Source organism: Vibrio profundi (assembly GCF_043642225.1).
Classification (GTDB): Bacteria; Pseudomonadota; Gammaproteobacteria; order Enterobacterales; family Vibrionaceae; genus Vibrio; species Vibrio profundi_A.
Map to the genome: position 1 here is coordinate 68,164 of NZ_JBHZSF010000005.1, position 18,487 is coordinate 86,650.

Consider the following 18,487-nt stretch of genomic DNA (forward strand, 5'->3'; position numbering starts at 1 on the left):
TCAGCAAATAATAAAAATTAGTTATTTAAGAAGAATGGGCGACCGTAGCCAAGAGAATTATCGCCGCTGTCTAAGTCAACAGAATCAGAGCCCGAACCTAGGTTGGTGCCAAAACCAACAATACCAAAGTTAACGCTGAAGTTATTTTCGTAAACAGGGTCCGCGTTGATATCACTGTAGCCATCGCCAGTCCAGTTGCGTAATTGATTACTGTAACTGACGCCGAAGTACCAACAGTCGGAGGTATATCGGACATTGGTTTGCCACTCGATGTGGATATCTTCGTTCAAGTCATAGAAGTATTGAGCACTTGCAGCCCATTTCGGTGTGAACTGATATCCGCCTAATAGGCCTGCTTGAGAAATACCGTCACGAGTAATTGAATCAATGTCATCAATACTCTCACCAACAGTATCTTCGATGTATTCTTTAGTGACAAATCGGTAGTTGGCTTGTACGAAGCCTTTGTTTAGCTTGTATTCTAAAGTGCTGTTCGCCAGCTGCATTTGGCCTGAGTCAATATCGTACTGAACACCACCATGATAGAAAAGATAATCGTCATAGTTGAAGTCAGCCTCTACGGCCCAAGATGAGTAGTTGGATTGTGATTCGCTGTCACCGGTCCCGATGTTCGGTGATTTCGTGTCTTTATCGATAAAGAAGATTTGACCAAATGAAATGTTCAAACGCTCTTTATAAGCGTCATCAAAGAAGCGAGACGACGCACCGTAACTGACTTGATTTGCGGCTGCGATTCGGTCAACACCACTGAACTTGCGGCTACGGAATAAACCATAATAGTCAGTTTGAAGTAATGTGGTGTCGTAGAAACCGATATTATCTTGCTCTTGCTCAGGTACATACAAGTACTGAATTTGTGGCTCCAATGTCTGAGTGTAGCTGTCTAAAAGCGTCGTATCACGTTCTAGAACTATACCCGCATGTGTTCGGAATTCAGGAATCGTGCGATAAACGGTTGGGGAAAGTTCACTGAATTCAGTAGTGCCAGACAAATCTTGTTGGTAATAAGTACCGAGTAAACGTGCCTCTGTTGTCCACGTACCCCAAGTATTGCTCAAAGGAACTGTGATGCCAGGCTCTACGTGTAAACGCGTCGTAGATGGTTTTCCTTCGGATTCGGTTTCGAAACGCGAGACATGGCTAATGACATCAAATTCAACGAAATTAAACACGGTTGGAGCGTAATAGTTGAATTTTACTTGTGGCATTAATTGATACGGTTGGTTGCCATCCGTCGTTAAAATTTGAAAATCTCGTACTTCTATTGATGTATCCCAGTTAGCGGTACGGAAAGCTGCTTTACCAGACTGAATGAGTTGACCATCTTCTCGGTTACCAATGGAAGAATCGACATCAGTGAAGTAGTCAATATCACTGACTTGGGAGTAGTCGATATCGAATTTCCACGATTGCTGATAGATACCATTGAATGTCAGTTGACCACCCCAGCGGCTGTCGAGAGCTTCGTATTTTTTATCTTCGTGCAAGTATTCAGACTTAATACTGCCTTGTCCGTATTCGGTTAAGTATCTGAACTCACTATTCAATTGATTACCACGCTGTTGCATGTGCTTTAGCGTTGTTTCAAGGTCATAGTTAGGCGCTAAGTTCCAGTAAACCGGGATCTCAGCTTCGAAACCATCACTTGAACCATAGGAAATGGTTGGATACAAGAAACCGGTTTTACGTTTATCGCCTACTGGGACGGTTAGATACGGGACATAAAATACCGGAACATCCAGAATTTCAAACCTTGGGTGAGTGAAGGTTGCCTGTTCTTCATCTTGGTCAACTGTAATGCTTGAAGCTTTTAAGCGCCAAGAGTTATCATCGGCTGGACACGAGGTGATCGAGCCATCTTCGAGTTCATAAACAGCTTTACCTGTTTTAGCTATATACGTGGCATCACCTCGCCCCGGCTCACACAAAAACTCATACTTAGAGTTCTCTAACGTAAATTCGTTGGTGGTTAAGTTATTCGTTACTTTGTCCGAAGTGGCTTTCACTTGCCCGTCATTGAACGTGACGTCACCTTGGGCAATTACAATGTTCTCTTGTTGGTGTAGAGTCACACTCTCTGCTTCAATCGTTTTGACCCCTTGAGTAACCTTAACGCTGCCTGAGTAATTGGCCTTGTCGCCATTGATGGCTTCTAAGCGATCGGCTTCGACTAAAGCTGGTTCATTTAGGTCGTTATCTGAAGAAGGTTCGATCAAGCATTGATCTAGAGAGGGCATTTCCTGCACACTACTATTGTTTGTTGTTTCAGCTTGTGTTGTCGACACGTATAACGCCGTGCTAATTGAAGCGGCTAACAAGGTGCGGGAAAAACATTGCATGAAGTTGAACTATCCTGTGTCTCGAAATAATTGATTGAACTGAATCAATCGAATAAATAAAACTGTTTTCCTTATGATAAAGGAAATAATTGCATCCGGCACTATAAGACCGCTGAACACAGAAAAAATTCATTACTAGAGAAGATATAATGCAGATATTTGGCAAAATATTGGGGGCCTTTTTTGGCTTTTTATTTGGGGGCATCCTAGGCTCGATTTTTGGAATCTTTTTAGGTCACCAATTCGATAAGGCTCGTCGACTTAATCAGGCGGGCTTTAAGAGCTCTGGGTTCGGTAGCGGACCTAGCCAGGCAGAGCGCCAGCAAGAGTTTTTTAAGGCGGCATTTGCGGTGATGGGGCATGTTGCTAAAGCCAAAGGGCAGGTGACACGAGAAGAGATTCAACTTGCTAGTACTATGATGGATCGTATGAGCCTTCATGGTGAACTAAGAAAGTCAGCGCAAGATGCGTTTCGCGCAGGTAAAGAGCCTGATTTTCCGTTAGAAGAAACTTTAGAACGAGTTAAGATTTCTTCGGGTGGGCGTTTTGATTTGATGCAGTTCTTTCTCGAACTACAAATCTCAGCAGCGTTTGCCGATGGTGATCTACACCCTAGTGAGCGTAATGTTTTGCATAAGATTGCGAGAGGGTTAGGGTTCTCTTCTCAGCAATTAGAGCAGCGTTTGCAAATGCAAGAAGCGGCGTTCCGTTTTCAACAGCAAGGTGGAGGCTTTGGCGGGCAGCAAGGACAGCAACAGTCGTCAGGGTGGCAGCAAGCGTCTCAAACGAATCACCTTGCTGATGCTTACAAGGTGTTGGGTGTCAGTGAAAATGCCGAGGGTAAGGAAGTCAAACGTGCTTATCGTAAATTAATGAACGAACATCATCCAGATAAGTTGATGGCTAAAGGCTTACCTCCTGAAATGATGAATGTGGCGAAAGAAAAATCACAAGAAATTCAAAATGCTTATGACCTAATTAAAAAAGTGAAAGGCTTTAAATAAAGCAGGCATCAACCATATAAGGGAAATGTTATGGCGACAAGTGTTCAAGAAGTGTTGGATTTTTGGTTCGAAGAACTCAGCCCATCTGATTGGTTTTCTGGTGGGAAAAGCGTAGATAAACAAATTGCTGATAGGTTTAGCGAGGTTCATACCTCGGCAACGAAAGGAGAGCTATACGCTTGGCGTAAAACCCCTCTTGGGCGATTAGCCGAAGTGATTGTCCTTGACCAATTCTCACGCAATATCGGGAGAAACAGCGCGCTAGCTTTTGCTTCGGATGCAATGGCGCTTGTGTTAGCACAGGAGGCGGTGGCCGGAGAATTCGATAAAGCGCTTACGACGAAGCAGAAAAGCTTTTTGTACATGCCATATATGCATAGTGAATCTTTGGTTATTCATGAACAAGCTGTCGAGCTCTTTTCTCAGGAAGGCTTAGAGCATAATTTGGATTTTGAATATAAGCATAAAGTGATTATCGAACGGTTTGGTCGTTACCCGCACCGAAATGAAATTCTTGGTAGAAGTTCAAGTGAAGAAGAAATCACATTTCTGCAAGAGCCCGGTTCGAGTTTTTGAGTGTAAATAAGGAGGCTAGCGCCTCCTTATTTTATTGAGCAAGGTTGAGTGACCAATCGTAGTCATATTTAACTTTTTCATGATCTCTGATCGGTGACTCACGATAATGGTTAAGGTGTTGAAGTAGTTGGACTTGTGTTCCAAAGTCCTCAATAAACCAATCATAAATAGAAGATAACTGTAGTTCACCTTTCTTTAGGCTAACCCCTTTATCGCTATTAATAAATTCCGCTGCGGCACTTTCAAGAAGATCGTTGGTGTTGTCCGCTGTAAATGCTTTAGGCTGCAAATTAGGGCAACCTAAACTAGCGCAATTGACAGCATAGTGCGTGCGAGGATCCTGCCAAATTGGTCTCAAAATTCGATGTTCGATATCGTTTAATGTTAGAGCTTTACCATTAACTTTCACCACCTCATCTCCCCATGGTCCAAAACTAAATAGTCCGCCCAGTTTAGTTATCGACTTGATCGGATAGTCGTCTAAGACCAAATCGATGGTAATGGCATTGTAAAGGTTTACCCAATAAGCGTACTGCTCCGCTTTGGAATAGGTTAAAGGATCAAGCTGCGCGCTAGTCTTGATATAGTTCTTGAGCGCTCGCTTGTCGTTTGTAGATACTTCCGCATATCGGACTAACGTATTGTCACCTTCCGTGATGAGATACTTATCTAAAAAGCTTTGCCATGCTAAATGAGAGATCGTTTGAGTACTCTCCGGCACATGTTTGTCCCAATACGCCCATAAGTCAGATTTAGGAGCCGATATTGCGCTGAAAGGTAGCAATAATAGAATTAACCAAACGAGTGATTTCATAGAAAAACCTTATTCGAAATAGAGCGTAGCTGCTTCTTCATTAATTGACCTTACAAGTGTGAATTATCTTTCAAATAAAAAAGGCTGACATAGTGTCAGCCTTTCATGAGCTTTGAAAAAGATTCTTACTTTAGGAAGCTTGGGATTTTCGCTTCATAGGCTGAAATCTTATCAGCGTGCTGCAGTGTTAGGCCGATATTGTCTAAGCCGTTCAGCAGGCAGTGACGACGGAACTCATCAATTTCAAATGAGTACTGTTTGCCGTTCGCGCTTACTTTCATTGCTTCTAGATCGACAGTAACTTCTGCGCCTTCATTCGCTTCTACGAATTGGAAAATCTCATCCACTTCTTGCTCAGTCAATCTAACCGGAACCATTTGGTTGTTGATTGAGTTACCGTAGAAGATGTCTGCAAAGCTTGGCGCAATCATCACTTGGATGCCGTAATCAGCAAGTGCCCAAGGTGCGTGTTCACGAGATGAACCACAACCAAAGTTCTCACGAGCAAGCAGGATTGAAGCGCCTTGGTAACGTGGTGCATTCATCACGAACTCTGGGTTAGGTTGCTCACCAGCATCGTCAAGGAAGCGCCAGTCATGGAATAAGTGTTTACCAAAACCAATGCGGTTCACTTTCTGTAGGAACTGCTTTGGAATGATCGCATCAGTATCGATGTTGGCCGTATCTAGAGGAACGACTAATCCGGTGTGTTGTTGAAAACCTGACATGTTAAATCCTCTAATTAAAGTTCACGAATATCGACAAAGTGACCAGCGATCGCTGCGGCTGCAGCCATTGCAGGGCTAACTAGGTGCGTACGACCATCACGGCCTTGGCGGCCTTCAAAGTTACGGTTTGATGTAGAAGCGCAGCGCTCGTGCGGACCAAGGCGGTCGTTATTCATCGCTAGACACATTGAGCAACCTGGCAAACGCCACTCAAAGCCTGCTTCTTTAAAGATAACATCTAGGCCTTCTGCTTCGGCTTGCGCTTTTACTTGCTCTGAGCCTGGAACGATCAGCGCTTGTACATGTTTCGCAACTTGGCGGCCTTTCGCTACTGCAGCGGCTGCACGCATGTCTTCGATACGAGAGTTAGTACAAGAGCCAACAAACACTTTATCTACGTTGTACTCGGATAGGGATTTACCCGCTTCTAAGCCCATGTATGCCAATGCCTTTTCAGCTGACGCTTTTTCAACAGGGTCTGCGAAGCTTTCTGGTGCTGGGATAGGCGCATCAACAGAAATTACCTGACCTGGGTTAGTACCCCAAGTGACTTGCGGTTTGATGTCAGCGGCTTCTAGAGTTACGACTGCATCAAATTCAGCGTCAGCATCGGTTTTCAATGTGTTCCAGTATTCGATAGCCGCGTCTAAGTCTTCACCTTGAGGTGAGAATTTACGGCCTTTGATATATTCATAAGTGGTTTCATCAGGTGCAATCAGACCCGCTTTAGCACCCAGTTCGATAGCCATGTTACATACTGTCATACGGCCTTCCATTGTAAGGTCGGTAATCGCCTCACCACAGAATTCAACGACGTAGCCAGTACCGCCAGCGGCTGTTGTTTTACCGATGATCGCTAGTACTATGTCTTTTGCGGTAATGCCTGGAGCCACTTTGCCTTTTACTTCGATCTTCATGGTTTTAGCGCGAGCTTGCTTTAGCGTTTGCGTCGCTAGAACGTGCTCAACTTCTGAAGTACCGATACCGAATGCTAATGAACCAAAGGCACCGTGCGTCGCAGTGTGCGAGTCACCACAAACGATGGTCATGCCTGGCAGGGTAATACCTAGCTCTGGGCCCATTACGTGCACAATACCTTGGTATTTGTGGTTTAGGTCGTAAAGCGTTACACCAAACTCTTCACAGTTTTTAGATAGCGTTTCCATTTGGATACGAGCCATCTCGCCAGAAGCGTTAATGTCTTTAGTTTGTGTTGATACGTTGTGATCCATGGTCGCGAAAGTTTTGCCTACTTGGCGAACTTTACGGCCTTTTTCACGCAGACCATCAAATGCTTGAGGTGACGTTACTTCGTGAACTAGGTGACGGTCGATGTAAATAATCGGGTTTTCGCCTTCCGCTGCTACTGCAACGTGCGCGTCGTAAACTTTCTCGTATAAGGTTTTGGCTTGCTGATTTGTCGACATAGCTTTTCTTCCTTGGGAGTATCAGTCCCAGTGTTTGTTTCTAGCCAAGTCAGGCTCTTTGGATGACTTGGCTTGATATTATTCTTATGTACTTGCTTTAGAGCGTTACGCTTATGAAGCTAAGATGTACTCAGCGATTTTGTCGCCCATTTCTGAAGTCGTTAGTGCCTGCTTATCACCCGCAAGATCGGCTGTTAGTTCACCTGCTGAAAGTGCTTTAGATACCGCTGTTTCGATATCTTGTGCTGCGGCTTCTTCACCTAGGCTGTAACGAAGCATTAGCGCTGCAGAAAGGATCTGCGCAACTGGGTTAGCAATATTCTTACCTGCGATATCTGGAGCACTGCCGCCTGCTGGTTCGTATAGGCCAAAGTTGCTTTCGTTCAAGCTTGCAGAAGGAAGCATACCCATAGAACCAGTGATCATCGCGCACTCATCAGAGATGATGTCACCGAAGATGTTTGAACATAGCATTACGTCAAACTGAGATGGGTCTTTGATTAGCTGCATAGTCGCGTTGTCGATGTACATGTGGTTTAGCTCTACATCTGGGTAGTCCTTTGCCACTTCTTCGACAACTTCGCGCCATAGGATTGAACTTTGAAGTACGTTTGCTTTGTCGATTGAGTACACGTTTTTGTTGCGTAGGCGAGCCGACTCAAATGCAATTTTAGCAATACGCTCAATCTCGTAACGGTGGTAAACCTCGGTATCGAACGCCTTTTCGTTTGCGCCTTCGCCTTCACGACCTTTAGGTTGACCGAAGTAGATACCGCCAGTCAGTTCACGAACAACTACGATGTCAAAGCCGCGCTCAGAGATATCAGCACGTAGTGGTGAGAAAGCTTCTAAACCTTTATGGATTTGTGCTGGGCGCAGGTTGCAGAACAGTTGGAAGTGTTTACGAAGTGGAAGTAGAGCACCACGTTCAGGTTGATCATTTGGTGGAAGGTGTTCCCATTTAGGGCCGCCAACTGAACCGAATAATACCGCGTCAGATTCTTCACAGCCTTTTACCGTCGCTTCTGGTAATGGGCAGCCGTGGTTATCGATCGCGATACCACCAACATCATACTCTTCGCGAGAAAAGCTAATTGCGTGCTTCTTTTCAATCGCGTCTAGCACTTTGTGTGCTTGTTGCATTACTTCTGGGCCAATGCCATCACCAGGTAGTACGGCAATTTTGTATGATTTATCAGTCATGTTAATCCTTTAATTCTTGTTACTGAGCTTTTTAAGCTCGTTTAAATTTTCTGTCCCTAAAGCCAATAACGTGGCTCTAGGGCGCTGTTATTGGTTGCTTAAACGGTTACGACTTTCTTTTGCTTAATTTCTGCAATTTGGTCTGCACGGTGAATGCTATTGATTACGTGCAATAGTGCTTGGCCTGAAGCTTCTACGATATCGGTTGAAACGCCTGTGCCGTGGTATTTACGACCTTTATAGTTAGCAATGATATCAGCTTGACCTAGGCCATCTTCACCTTCGCCTTTGGCGGTAAGGTCGAACTTATCTAGTGCGATTTCGTATCCAGTTAGGCGGTAAATACATTGGTAAAGTGCGTCTACTGGACCATTACCGACAGCTGCTTCACATTGCTCTTCATCGCCACATTGCAACTTGATGCTAGTCGTAGACATTACACTACCAGATTGCACGCTTAGGTAGTTAAGTTTATAGAAGTCATCCTCTTCACGTAGGTTCGCAAAGTGCATTAACGCTTCTAGGTCGTAATCGAAAACTTGGCCTTTACGGTCAGCTAGCTTTAAGAAATCTTCATATAATGCATCTAAGCTGTACTCGTCTTCTTTATAGCCCATCGCGTCCATGTGGCTCTTAACAGCAGCACGACCAGAGCGACTAGTTAGGTTCAATGCCTTGTTTTTCAAGCCAATAGACTCAGGCGTCATGATCTCGTAAGTGTTCTTATTCTTTAGCATGCCGTCTTGGTGAATACCTGACGAGTGACTAAATGCGTTAGCACCGACAATCGCCTTGTTGTCTTGAATTGGCATGTTACATAGCTGGCTGACCAACTTGCTAGTACGGTGAATTTCTTCGTGCTTAAGGCCTGTATGAACACCTAGTAGCTCTTGACGAGTTTTGATGATCATCGCGATTTCTTCTAAAGAACAGTTACCTGCGCGCTCACCAATACCATTGATAGTCCCTTCGATTTGACGCGCACCCGCTTGAACCGCGGCAATAGAGTTCGCGACCGACATACCAAGGTCGTCATGACAGTGCACAGAAATAATAGCTTTGTCGATGTTTGGAACACGGTTGAATAGTGTTTGGATAATGCCACCGAACTCGTTTGGCACGGTATAACCTACCGTGTCTGGAATATTGATGGTCTTCGCGCCAGCATCAATAGCAGCTTCCACCATACGACATAAGTTATCGATAGGAGTTCGACCAGCGTCTTCACATGAGAATTCAACATCATCCGTATATTTACGAGCATGCTTAACCGCTTTAACGCCCATCTCAACGACATCATCGTAACTACGACGAAGTTTATCCTGAACGTGGACGGTTGAGGTAGAGATGAAAGTATGAATACGGAATGCTTCTGCGACCTTTAGCGCTTCTGCTGCCGCATCGATATCTTTCGCTACCGCACGAGATAAACCACAGATACGGCTGTTTTTGATGTGTTTCGCAATGGTTTGAACCGATTCGAAATCACCTGGAGAAGATACAGGAAAACCCGCTTCGATTACGTCCACACCCAGTCGCTCAAGTGCATACGCAATTTGCAATTTTTCCTTAACCGTTAGGCTTGCAGATAACGCTTGCTCGCCATCACGTAACGTGGTGTCGAAAATTATCACTTGGTCGTTCATAGGTGCTTCCTTATGTCGATTTTTAATCGAATGCTTCCAAAATATTATTGAGAATGATGTTCTTTAATTAGTGTTAGTTACAAAAAAACCCGCTAAGCGCGGGTTTTAATATTTGTGCGGTTCTTCACCCACAAGCTACCCACGCGATTTGGTCACGATAAGGAGGAGCTTTAGAAGTCGAGTTGAAGAAAATGTCATTACACAAATATCCGTAAATAAACTGTTAACACCATATTTACCGCAATTTATTCTGAGCGTCAAACAAGAAAATCCAATATCCAAGTATAACTAAGGACTTTTCATTTGGTTTATTCTTATTTTTATTTGTTTTTTGGTTGTTAATTCTGGATGTTTGTTTTTGATTGGGCGGTAAGTTTATAGGCAAGCGTATGTTTAGGTTAATACTTTGTAGTAAAACTTTTTAATAGTACGAATCACGGGTAAAAACGACGAGCCACAGATTTAATTAATCACTTGATTAAGTAATGAATAATTATTGTTCTGCAATTCGCCAATAAATCCACCTATAATTAATCGATTGATTAATTATAGGTGGATGTTAGATGGAGACGAGGAAAGCAGGGCGACCTCAACAAACGTTAGATGTAAGAGCTGCGTTGATTCAGCATGCTAGAGACCTGTTTGTCGTTCAGTCTTACGATAAAGTATCGACTCGGCTCATCGCTGACAGGGCAGGCGTAAATATCGCAATGATTCGCTATTACTTTGGTAGTAAGGCCGGGCTATTTGAAGCCATGTTGCGTGAAACGCTTCGACCTATGCAAGTGCAAATGCAAAAGCTCGTACAGGATAGCAATCATGAGAACTTTCTTGATTTGATGAGAACGTACTACAAAGAAATGGTGAAAGTTCCTAAGTTTCCTCGTTTGATTGCGCAAGTCATGAATATGCCTCCTTCTGAAGTGCAAAGAGAGCTACTCGAAAAGGTGTTTTTCGATGTCACTAAACCTGCTCAAGATGTGATTTTTGAAAAGCTGATGGAGCAAGGAGTGTTGAAAGATGGGATGGATCCTAAGCTGTGTCGTGTGTCTTACATTAGCTTAATGGTTTTTCCTTTTATTGCTCCCCCGCCGTTACTTGCACTTCATGGTGTTCAACTTAATGAAGACTTTTTGAATCGACTTATCGAACACAACATCCAGCTGATGACCGAAGGGTTCATCAATGTATCGGCTCCTACCAATAAGCAGGAACACATTTAATGAAACTGAATAGAAAACTCCTTTTTTTTCCTGCACTCGCTGTGGGCGTACTGAGCTTGATAGCAGCCATTAACCTTAAGCCAGATTTACCGACTAAGCCTGCGGGTGATCGCGCTAGGCTAGTTGATGTGTTGGCTTTAGAAAAACAATCGATCGCTCCACAGGCGGTTGGTTTTGGGAAAGTAACCCCCAAAGTGGAATGGAAAGCCATCGCTGAAGTGACAGGTAAAGTGGTATACCGCCACCCTTTACTTGAAAAGGGGCAAATTTTAGCGGCAGGTACAGAGGTATTGAGGATCGATCCTCTCGATTACGAATTGAAATTGGTGCAAGCGCAAGCTGACCTTAAATCTAGCCAAACCTCGTTAGCGAAATTGACTCAAGAAGAAAACAATCTAAAGCAAACTTTGAAGATTGAGAAAAACCGCTTATCGATCAGTAACAAAGAGCTAGATAGAAAGCTCAACTTACGTAAGAAAGGGCTGACCTCGCAGTCTGACGTGGATTTACAAAAACAAAGTACGCTCTCACAACAAAAACTGGTGTTGGATATTGAGAACCAAATAGGGCTGATGCCAGATGAAAAGCGGGTTGCGGAAGCGGTGATCAAAGTAAATGTATCTAAAGTGCAAGAAGCGCAGCGTTCATTAGAAAAAACTTCAATTACTCTCCCTAAAGCGATGCGTATTGCTAACGTCGATATTGAGCAAAATCAGGTGGTGAACATACAACAAACAATGATCGTGGCGCATGGTATTGATGTGATGGAAGTGGAAGCGCAATTATCTATCCACGACATGCAAGTATTGGCATCGAGTTTAACTGAATTCAGTCGTGACGACTCCGGCATTCCTCGCCCAGATATGGCGAATATTTCTGCGAGTATCCACCTAAGCAGCGGCACTCTCCATGCTACTTGGCCAGCAAAAGTAGCTCGTATTAGTGAAACAGTCGATGAAAACCAAGCAACCGTTGGTGTGATTTTAGAAATTCACCAAAGCTATGCTGACTTAAAGCCGAGCACGGTGCCTCCTTTGGTGAACGGAATGTTTGTTCGTGCAGAGATTGAAGGCCAGGAAAACCCAAGTTGGGTTGTGCCTGAACGTGCGCTACATGGTGATAAGATCTATTTGGTGGATTCGGAAAGCCGTTTGATCATCAAGCCTGTCACTGTGCTTTATCGACGTGAGAACCAAGTTGTTATTGAAGGTGAACTTGAGCGTGGTGATAAATTGATTCTGAACGATCTTCTGCCTGCGATTGAAGGTATGTTGTTGCGTGAGGCGACGGTTAATGAGGAGAATCCAGCATGATTCGTTTTTTCTCTCGTCACCCGACAGCCGCAAACTTGTTGATGCTCGGTTTGCTGATACTGGGGTTGTCCTCTCTATCTACCATTAAGCGTGAAACCTTTCCAGAATATGATCCGCCGTACATCATGGCTGGTGTGGTGTACCCAGGAGCCTCCCCACAAGAGGTCGAAGAAAGCCTTTGTATCCGTATGGAAGATGCCGTCGATGGATTGGCGAATATAGAAGAAACGCAATGTGAGGCCATTGAAGGCAGCGCGCGCCTGATTTTAAAGTTAAATGAGCGGGCGGATATCGGCAGAATGCTGGTGGATGTGCAAACCCAGATCAACTCGATCAATGATTTTCCCTCTGAGATTGAATCACCCGTTGTCCAAGAGCTGGACTGGAATGAGCCTGTGGTCGATGTGGCGATCACGGCGGATACGACTTGGCCTGAACTGAAATCTTACGCGGAAGATCTCAAGCGGATCATGAAGTTGGATTATGACGTCTCGCTGGTTGAAGTGAGCGGATTTTCTGATCATCAGTATCGTGTGGAACTGGATAGCCAAGCCATTCGTCAATTGGGTTTAAGTGTTGGAGATATTGCGGATCAAATTGGTCGCCAAAACATTAAATTACCGAGTGGTAACGTTGAAACGCCTGATAAGAATTTTTTAATTCGCTTTGATGAACGCCGCGTCACGCCTTTAGAGTTAGAAAGTATTGTGGTGGGCTCAGCCCCCAACGGTTCGATCATTCGCTTGAAAGATATCGCGACCATCACAGATCGTTTTGAACTTGATGAGCAAAAAGTCTTGTTTGATGGCAAACCTTCTGCACTTTTAAAAGTTAGCAAGAATAAAGAAGACGATGCGTTACGTATAAAAGAGCGCGTCACCCAGTTTGTTGAAGATCAACGGCAACTAGCGCCGGATGGCGTGACATTAGAGCTGACTAACGATCTTTCCTCTGTATTGTGGGATCGCTTAACGATGATGGTCAGCAATGGCTGGCAAGGGATCGTTTTAGTGTTTGCGACCATGTGGCTGTTTTTCAGTTTACGGTATTCGTTTTGGGTCGCAGCAGGGTTGCCCGTTGCCTTTCTCGGTGGCTTATTCCTAATGGCAAACTTAGGGCTCTCGATTAACATCATGTCTTTGGTCGGCTTGTTGATGGCCATTGGTATCATGATGGATGACGCCATCGTGATTGCCGAATCGATCGCGGCGCACCTCGATAGAGGGCAAAACGTTGATGATGCCGTCTACAACGGCGTGCGAAAAGTGTTTCCGGGCGTTCTATCGTCGTTCCTCACGACGGTGTGTATTTTCGGTAGCTTGCTGTTTTTAGATGGTGAAATGGGTGCGGTGTTAAAAGCTGTGCCCCAAGTGTTGATCTTGGTTCTTTCATTAAGTTTAGTGGAAGCCTTCTTGATTCTGCCTAACCACCTTTCTCATTCTTTACATAAAGAAAAGAAAGAGAAAGCGCCGCTTCGATTTAAAGTTGTGCTTTTAGAGAAGTTTGAACATTTCAGAAATACGACCTTAATGAACGCGGTTGAGAAAGTGGTGAGCTTTCGCTATGCGTTTATGGGAGGGGTGCTCTCATTGCTGCTTATATCGGTGTCTTTGATTGCTGGAGGAGTCGTGAAATTCCAACCTTTTCCAGAGCTTGATGGGGACATTGCAGAAGCGCGTATTATTCTTGCGCCGGGGGCTTCGTTATCTCAAACCGAAAAAGTGGTCGATAAAATTGTCGCTTCGGCTCAAAAACTGAATATCCAATGGAGTGAAGAGGTTGAAGAAGGCCAAACTTTGGTACAACACATTACTAGCCAATTTAATGTTAATGCAGATGCCAATGAATCTGGTCCTCACTTAGCCACAGTGCGTTTAGACCTGCTTGGTGCAGAAAGCCGTAATACATTGATTGATGATTTTATTGCAGCGTGGCGTGAAGACATTGGCGAATTAGCAGACCCTGTCTCACTGGTGTTTAAGCAGCCTACGATGGGACCAGGTGGGCGGGCCATTGAAATTCGGGTGAAGCATGATGATCTAGACGAACTGAAATCAGCTTCGATCGATATTCAAAACTATCTGAATGAGTTTGAAGGCGTACACGGAGTGCTTGATGACATGCGCATGGGGAAAGAAGAAGTGTTAGTGAAACTTCGCCCCGGTGCGGAAACCTACGGTGTAAACGGGCAAATGATCGCGTCTCAGCTAAGAGCGGCCTTCTTTGGCCAAACTGCAGATGAAATACAACTCGGTGTGGAAAACATCTCAATTGAAGTGCGTTTAGACAAAGTTCAGGCTGGTGATTTACAGCAATTGGCTAATTTTCCAATCATCACGCCAGAGGGGAGCCAAATCCCACTAGCGACGTTAGCGACACTCGACTTCCAACGTAATTATGTTCGAATCCAGCGGATTGATGGTTTGCGTACCATCAGTGTATTTGGTGACATTGACAACACGAAGGCAAGTTCTTCAGCCATCTTGGCTCAGTTTCAAAAAGATAAAGCTCCTGAGTTGCTCCAACAGTACCCTGGGCTACGTTTTGATTTCGAAGGGGAAGCGAAAGATGCCGAGAAAACAGGTGCTTCAATGGGTAAGGGCTTCTTGCTGGGGTTATTTGGCGTGTTTGCTATTTTGAGCTATCAGTTCCGCAGCTACTTGGAACCTGTCGTCGTGATGATGGCAATCCCATTGGCGTTTATTGGTGTGGTTTTCGGCCATTGGCTCTTAGGTCATTCGTTAAGCATGCCAAGTATGATGGGCTTTGTGTCGTTGGCTGGTATTGTGGTGAACGATTCCATTTTACTTGTGCAGTACATTCGCCATCATGTTGATGAAGGGGATACGGTTCACGACTCGGTGGTTAAAGCGAGTCGAGAGCGTTTTAGAGCGGTGTTCTTAACGTCGATGACAACCGCTGCAGGTTTGTTGCCGCTGCTAATGGAAACCAGTTTACAAGCACAAGTAATACAGCCACTCGTGATCTCAATTGTATTTGGTATTTTTGCCTCCACTCTTTTGGTGTTGTTTATGATCCCTGCTGCTTACGCCATCTTGGCGGATTTCGGCTTAGTCAAAAAACATGAACCATTAATGGCTTAAGCTTCCATATTCTTTTTTCATAAAGCGGCCAAGTGCCGCTTTTGTTTTTTCTGGCGCAGTAAAGTTCACTGTAGATCCTCACAATCGTCACTTAACTGTCATTTGTTCCCCCTAACGTGAGCCTTAACTCTATAAGGATCGTTAAGGAAGAACGTATGCGCACTATTGAGCCGATTATCCGCTGGGATGTAGCATTTTCTTTTTTCTGCTTGCGTCATCGCTACAGTCAGCAAAGTGCCCAAGTGAGTAAAGCGATATCACATACTGGCGATGGGCACCTGTATATTTTGTTGGCGTTAGCCGTATTACTGGCCGATCAAACTTCGGGTACTGATTTTTTATTGGTGGGATTAGCAGCTTTTGCGTTGGAGCTCCCCATTTATTGGTTTGCGAAAAACACGCTGAAGCGTCGTAGGCCTTCGGAGTTTTCTGCGTTACTTCATTCTCATATCACCCCTTCAGATAAGTACAGCTTACCTTCTGGTCATACAGCGGCCGCATTTTTGATGGCGACCTTGATTGGTCATTTTTATCCAAGTTTATACCTTTTTAGTTTGCTATGGGCGAGTGCGATTGGTGCCTCAAGGGTGCTTCTCGGGGTGCACTTTCTAACTGATGTGTTGATTGGTGCTGGATTAGGCATAGCGTGTGCCGTTCTTGCCATTAACGGTGTGTTATAGCGATTTCGATAGGAACAATACGATGAAAATTTTATACGGGGTTCAAGGTACTGGAAATGGGCATATTGCCCGTGCAAGAGCCATGGCGGTAGCATTTCGTCAACGTGGAATAGAGATTGATTTTTTGTTCTCTGGACGCGACAAAAAACATTACTTTTCGATGGAAGAGTTTGGCGACTACCAAACTCGGCAAGGGCTGACTTTCCACACCGAACAAGGGAAAGTGAATTATTCGAAAACGTTAATTAAAAACAATGGCTGGCGATTTTTGCGTGAAGTGCGGGCTTTGGATTTAAGCGGTTACGATTTGGTGCTTAATGACTTCGAACCGGTTAGTGCTTGGGCAGCGAAAAAGCAAAATGTTACTTGTATTGGTATTAGCCATCAAAATGCTTTTCGTTATGCTGTGCCTAAAAAAGGCGATAGCTGGATAGACCGCTCTGTTATCCAACATTTTGCGCCAACGAACCTCTATGTTGGGTTGCATTGGTATCACTTTGATCAACCTATTTTGCCTCCGATCGTACACACTCTTGATTTTAAGAAGAATGTTGTTGAACCGTACGAGAAGACTGAGAACATTCTTGTCTATCTGCCGTTTGAAGATATTGACGAAATTAACGAGCTATTGATGAAGTTTACCTCTCATCGTTTCATCTGTTATCACCCTAGCGTGATTGAAGATAAACAGATTGAGAACATCGAATACAAGTCATTAAGCCATTACCACTTTCAAATTGATTTGCACCGCTGCTCGGGGGTGATTGCGAACGGTGGCTTCGAATTACCCTCGGAAGCGTTAACATTAGGTAAAAAATTACTGCTGAAACCTTTAGAAGGACAGTTTGAACAGCAAAGTAATGTCGCGACATTAGAGGCGCTGGGTTTAGCGCAAGTAATGAGCTATTTGGATGCGTCGGTGTTGCGTAACTGGTTAGATGAGCAACAAGCTGAAATGGTGACTTACCCTGATGTAGCAAGCGCTCTGGTGGAGTGGATTTTAGCAGGAGATTGGACATGCCAAGAAGCGTTGAGGAAGCAGCTTTGGGACAAAGCGGATTTTCCAAGTTACGCCTCTATTGCTTGATACATTGGTGAGGTTTGTGAATCGCCCAACCCACCGATTCATGTACTCAATAACTTGTAACAAATGTAACCAAAACATTTGTCGGTGAAATGTGAAACCTTAAAATCACAAAATGATGCATTTTATGATTTTTTATAAATATGTAACTGGTTGATATTAAATCGATAATTAATCAAGGAGGTAAAATTACATTATTCTTTATCAATCTTGTTGGTGGCATGCGATTGATTGGTTAATAGTAGATAGCAGCTCAAACATATCGAGCACATAAATATTAGAAAGAACGGTTATCTATTCCAACCTAATTAAAATTTTAAAGCTGTTGCGACCAACAAGAGGCAAGCGAATGTTAGATAAAAAAGATGCGATGAGTGCAATTGCAAGTTACAGAATGGAAAGCACATTACGTGGAGTAGATTTAAACCTTTTGACTGTGTTTGATGCGGTAATGCAAGAGCAAAATATCACTCGAGCAGCACACAACTTAGGTATGTCTCAACCAGCGGTTAGTAATGCAGTTGCGCGTCTAAAAGTGATGTTTAATGACGAACTGTTTATGCGCCAAGGTCGTGGTATTCAACCGACTCAACGTGCACGTCAATTGTTTGGTCCAATCCGCCAAGCACTGCAATTGGTTCGTAATGAGCTGCCAAGCTCAGTATTTTCTCCAGAGACATCTTCTCGTCTTTTCAAACTAGCGATTTGCAGCCCTTGTGATATGCGTTTTGCTCCGAAGATTATGTCTACTATTAATACTCAAGCGCCAAATGTTCAACTGCACATGGACGCTGAATTTGACCGCCAGCTTTCTGAACGCATGCGTTACCAAGAAATCGACTTCGTGATTGATTACGCACGTTTTGATGAGCAAGGCTTCTCTAGCACTGAGATTTTCCAAGATGAGTTAGTAGTTGTGGCATCAAAGTCTCACCCTCGCATTGAAGGCGCGGTGACGGCGACGGATCTACTTAATGAAAAACACGCAAAACTGTCTAAGATCCACGGTCAGCGCAGCTTCTCTGAGCAAGCTTACCGCGAACTAGATTGCTTGGCTTACTACGAAGGCACAAGTTTAAGCAACGTACTGTACGTTGTTGGTCAATCTGAATTAGTAACGATTGCACCTCGTTGGATGGTAGAAAATGCAGCGAACAAAGATCAACTGCAAGTTCTAGATTTCCCATTTGATAATGCGGCAATCTCTGGCTACTTGAGCTGGCATGAATCAAGCGAAAAAGACAAAGGTCACATTTGGTTACGAGATCAATTGATGATGATTTGTGGTGAAGTGGTTGCTCTAGCATAACCTCAAGCCCTGACTG

Annotated in this window: 14 protein-coding genes; 8 read left to right on the top strand and 6 right to left on the bottom strand. The window is 44.2% G+C overall.

Features of this window, described 5'->3' with window-relative positions:
• Positions 1-17 precede the first annotated feature (17 nt).
• Positions 18-2,360: an LPS assembly protein LptD gene (gene lptD / locus ACHUFI_RS10115; RefSeq protein WP_394248745.1), complete on the bottom strand. Its 2,343-nt coding sequence runs from the start codon at positions 2,358-2,360 to the stop codon at positions 18-20.
• 149 nt (positions 2,361-2,509) lie between these two features.
• Here lptD and djlA point away from each other — a divergent pair, with 149 nt between their 5' ends.
• Positions 2,510-3,364 (top strand): co-chaperone DjlA, encoded by an 855-nt coding sequence (djlA, locus tag ACHUFI_RS10120; RefSeq protein ID WP_394248747.1) that lies wholly within the window; start codon positions 2,510-2,512, stop codon positions 3,362-3,364.
• A 30-nt stretch (positions 3,365-3,394) separates the two neighbouring features.
• A complete protein-coding gene (locus ACHUFI_RS10125; RefSeq protein ID WP_394248749.1) occupies positions 3,395-3,940 on the top strand; it encodes a DUF924 family protein in 546 nt (181 codons plus the stop codon).
• Positions 3,941-3,971: 31 nt separating this feature from the next.
• Here the strand turns inward: ACHUFI_RS10125 and ACHUFI_RS10130 are convergent, their stop codons facing one another.
• The 5 genes from ACHUFI_RS10130 to leuA all read right to left on the bottom strand — a co-directional run bounded on the left by ACHUFI_RS10130 (position 3,972) and on the right by leuA (position 9,758).
• Positions 3,972-4,754, bottom strand: coding sequence for a DUF547 domain-containing protein (locus ACHUFI_RS10130; protein WP_394248751.1), 783 nt, complete (start codon positions 4,752-4,754; stop codon positions 3,972-3,974).
• Between the two features lie 125 nt (positions 4,755-4,879).
• Positions 4,880-5,482 (bottom strand): 3-isopropylmalate dehydratase small subunit, encoded by a 603-nt coding sequence (gene leuD / locus ACHUFI_RS10135; RefSeq protein WP_394248753.1) that lies wholly within the window; start codon positions 5,480-5,482, stop codon positions 4,880-4,882.
• Between the two features lie 14 nt (positions 5,483-5,496).
• A complete protein-coding gene (gene leuC, locus ACHUFI_RS10140; protein WP_394248755.1) occupies positions 5,497-6,909 on the bottom strand; it encodes a 3-isopropylmalate dehydratase large subunit in 1,413 nt (470 codons plus the stop codon).
• A 111-nt stretch (positions 6,910-7,020) separates the two neighbouring features.
• Positions 7,021-8,112, bottom strand: coding sequence for a 3-isopropylmalate dehydrogenase (leuB, locus tag ACHUFI_RS10145; protein ID WP_394248757.1), 1,092 nt, complete (start codon positions 8,110-8,112; stop codon positions 7,021-7,023).
• A 98-nt stretch (positions 8,113-8,210) separates the two neighbouring features.
• On the bottom strand, positions 8,211-9,758 hold the full coding sequence (leuA, locus tag ACHUFI_RS10150) for a 2-isopropylmalate synthase (protein WP_394248759.1): 1,548 nt from the start codon (positions 9,756-9,758) through the stop codon (positions 8,211-8,213).
• 563 nt (positions 9,759-10,321) lie between these two features.
• Between leuA and ACHUFI_RS10155 the strand changes: the two genes are divergently transcribed.
• From ACHUFI_RS10155 to leuO, 6 genes are all read left to right on the top strand, one after another.
• Complete coding sequence (locus ACHUFI_RS10155) at positions 10,322-10,981, top strand: TetR/AcrR family transcriptional regulator (protein ID WP_394248761.1); 660 nt, start codon at positions 10,322-10,324, stop codon at positions 10,979-10,981.
• Positions 10,981-12,294 (top strand): efflux RND transporter periplasmic adaptor subunit, encoded by a 1,314-nt coding sequence (locus tag ACHUFI_RS10160; protein ID WP_394248763.1) that lies wholly within the window; start codon positions 10,981-10,983, stop codon positions 12,292-12,294. The genes ACHUFI_RS10155 and ACHUFI_RS10160 overlap by 1 nt, the downstream gene beginning before the upstream one ends.
• On the top strand, positions 12,291-15,398 hold the full coding sequence (locus ACHUFI_RS10165) for an efflux RND transporter permease subunit (RefSeq protein ID WP_394248765.1): 3,108 nt from the start codon (positions 12,291-12,293) through the stop codon (positions 15,396-15,398). The genes ACHUFI_RS10160 and ACHUFI_RS10165 overlap by 4 nt, the downstream gene beginning before the upstream one ends.
• 155 nt (positions 15,399-15,553) lie before the next feature.
• Complete coding sequence (locus tag ACHUFI_RS10170; protein ID WP_394248767.1) at positions 15,554-16,078, top strand: phosphatase PAP2 family protein; 525 nt, start codon at positions 15,554-15,556, stop codon at positions 16,076-16,078.
• Between the two features lie 22 nt (positions 16,079-16,100).
• Positions 16,101-17,165, top strand: coding sequence for an MJ1255/VC2487 family glycosyltransferase (locus tag ACHUFI_RS10175; protein WP_394248769.1), 1,065 nt, complete (start codon positions 16,101-16,103; stop codon positions 17,163-17,165).
• Between the two features lie 346 nt (positions 17,166-17,511).
• Entirely contained in the window at positions 17,512-18,471 is a 960-nt protein-coding gene (leuO, locus tag ACHUFI_RS10180) for a transcriptional regulator LeuO (RefSeq protein WP_394248771.1), read from the top strand.
• Positions 18,472-18,487: the final 16 nt, after the last annotated feature.

Bases quoted from the DNA above. Each gene is read 5' to 3' on its own strand.
- lptD (WP_394248745.1), bottom strand. From the start codon at position 2,360: ATGCAATGTTTTTCCCGCACCTTGTTAGCCGCTTCAATTAGCACGGCG.
- djlA (WP_394248747.1), top strand. From the start codon at position 2,510: ATGCAGATATTTGGCAAAATATTGGGGGCCTTTTTTGGCTTTTTATTT.
- ACHUFI_RS10125 (WP_394248749.1), top strand. From the start codon at position 3,395: ATGGCGACAAGTGTTCAAGAAGTGTTGGATTTTTGGTTCGAAGAACTC.
- ACHUFI_RS10130 (WP_394248751.1), bottom strand. From the start codon at position 4,754: ATGAAATCACTCGTTTGGTTAATTCTATTATTGCTACCTTTCAGCGCA.
- leuD (WP_394248753.1), bottom strand. From the start codon at position 5,482: ATGTCAGGTTTTCAACAACACACCGGATTAGTCGTTCCTCTAGATACG.
- leuC (WP_394248755.1), bottom strand. From the start codon at position 6,909: ATGTCGACAAATCAGCAAGCCAAAACCTTATACGAGAAAGTTTACGAC.
- leuB (WP_394248757.1), bottom strand. From the start codon at position 8,112: ATGACTGATAAATCATACAAAATTGCCGTACTACCTGGTGATGGCATT.
- leuA (WP_394248759.1), bottom strand. From the start codon at position 9,758: ATGAACGACCAAGTGATAATTTTCGACACCACGTTACGTGATGGCGAG.
- ACHUFI_RS10155 (WP_394248761.1), top strand. From the start codon at position 10,322: ATGGAGACGAGGAAAGCAGGGCGACCTCAACAAACGTTAGATGTAAGA.
- ACHUFI_RS10160 (WP_394248763.1), top strand. From the start codon at position 10,981: ATGAAACTGAATAGAAAACTCCTTTTTTTTCCTGCACTCGCTGTGGGC.
- ACHUFI_RS10165 (WP_394248765.1), top strand. From the start codon at position 12,291: ATGATTCGTTTTTTCTCTCGTCACCCGACAGCCGCAAACTTGTTGATG.
- ACHUFI_RS10170 (WP_394248767.1), top strand. From the start codon at position 15,554: ATGCGCACTATTGAGCCGATTATCCGCTGGGATGTAGCATTTTCTTTT.
- ACHUFI_RS10175 (WP_394248769.1), top strand. From the start codon at position 16,101: ATGAAAATTTTATACGGGGTTCAAGGTACTGGAAATGGGCATATTGCC.
- leuO (WP_394248771.1), top strand. From the start codon at position 17,512: ATGTTAGATAAAAAAGATGCGATGAGTGCAATTGCAAGTTACAGAATG.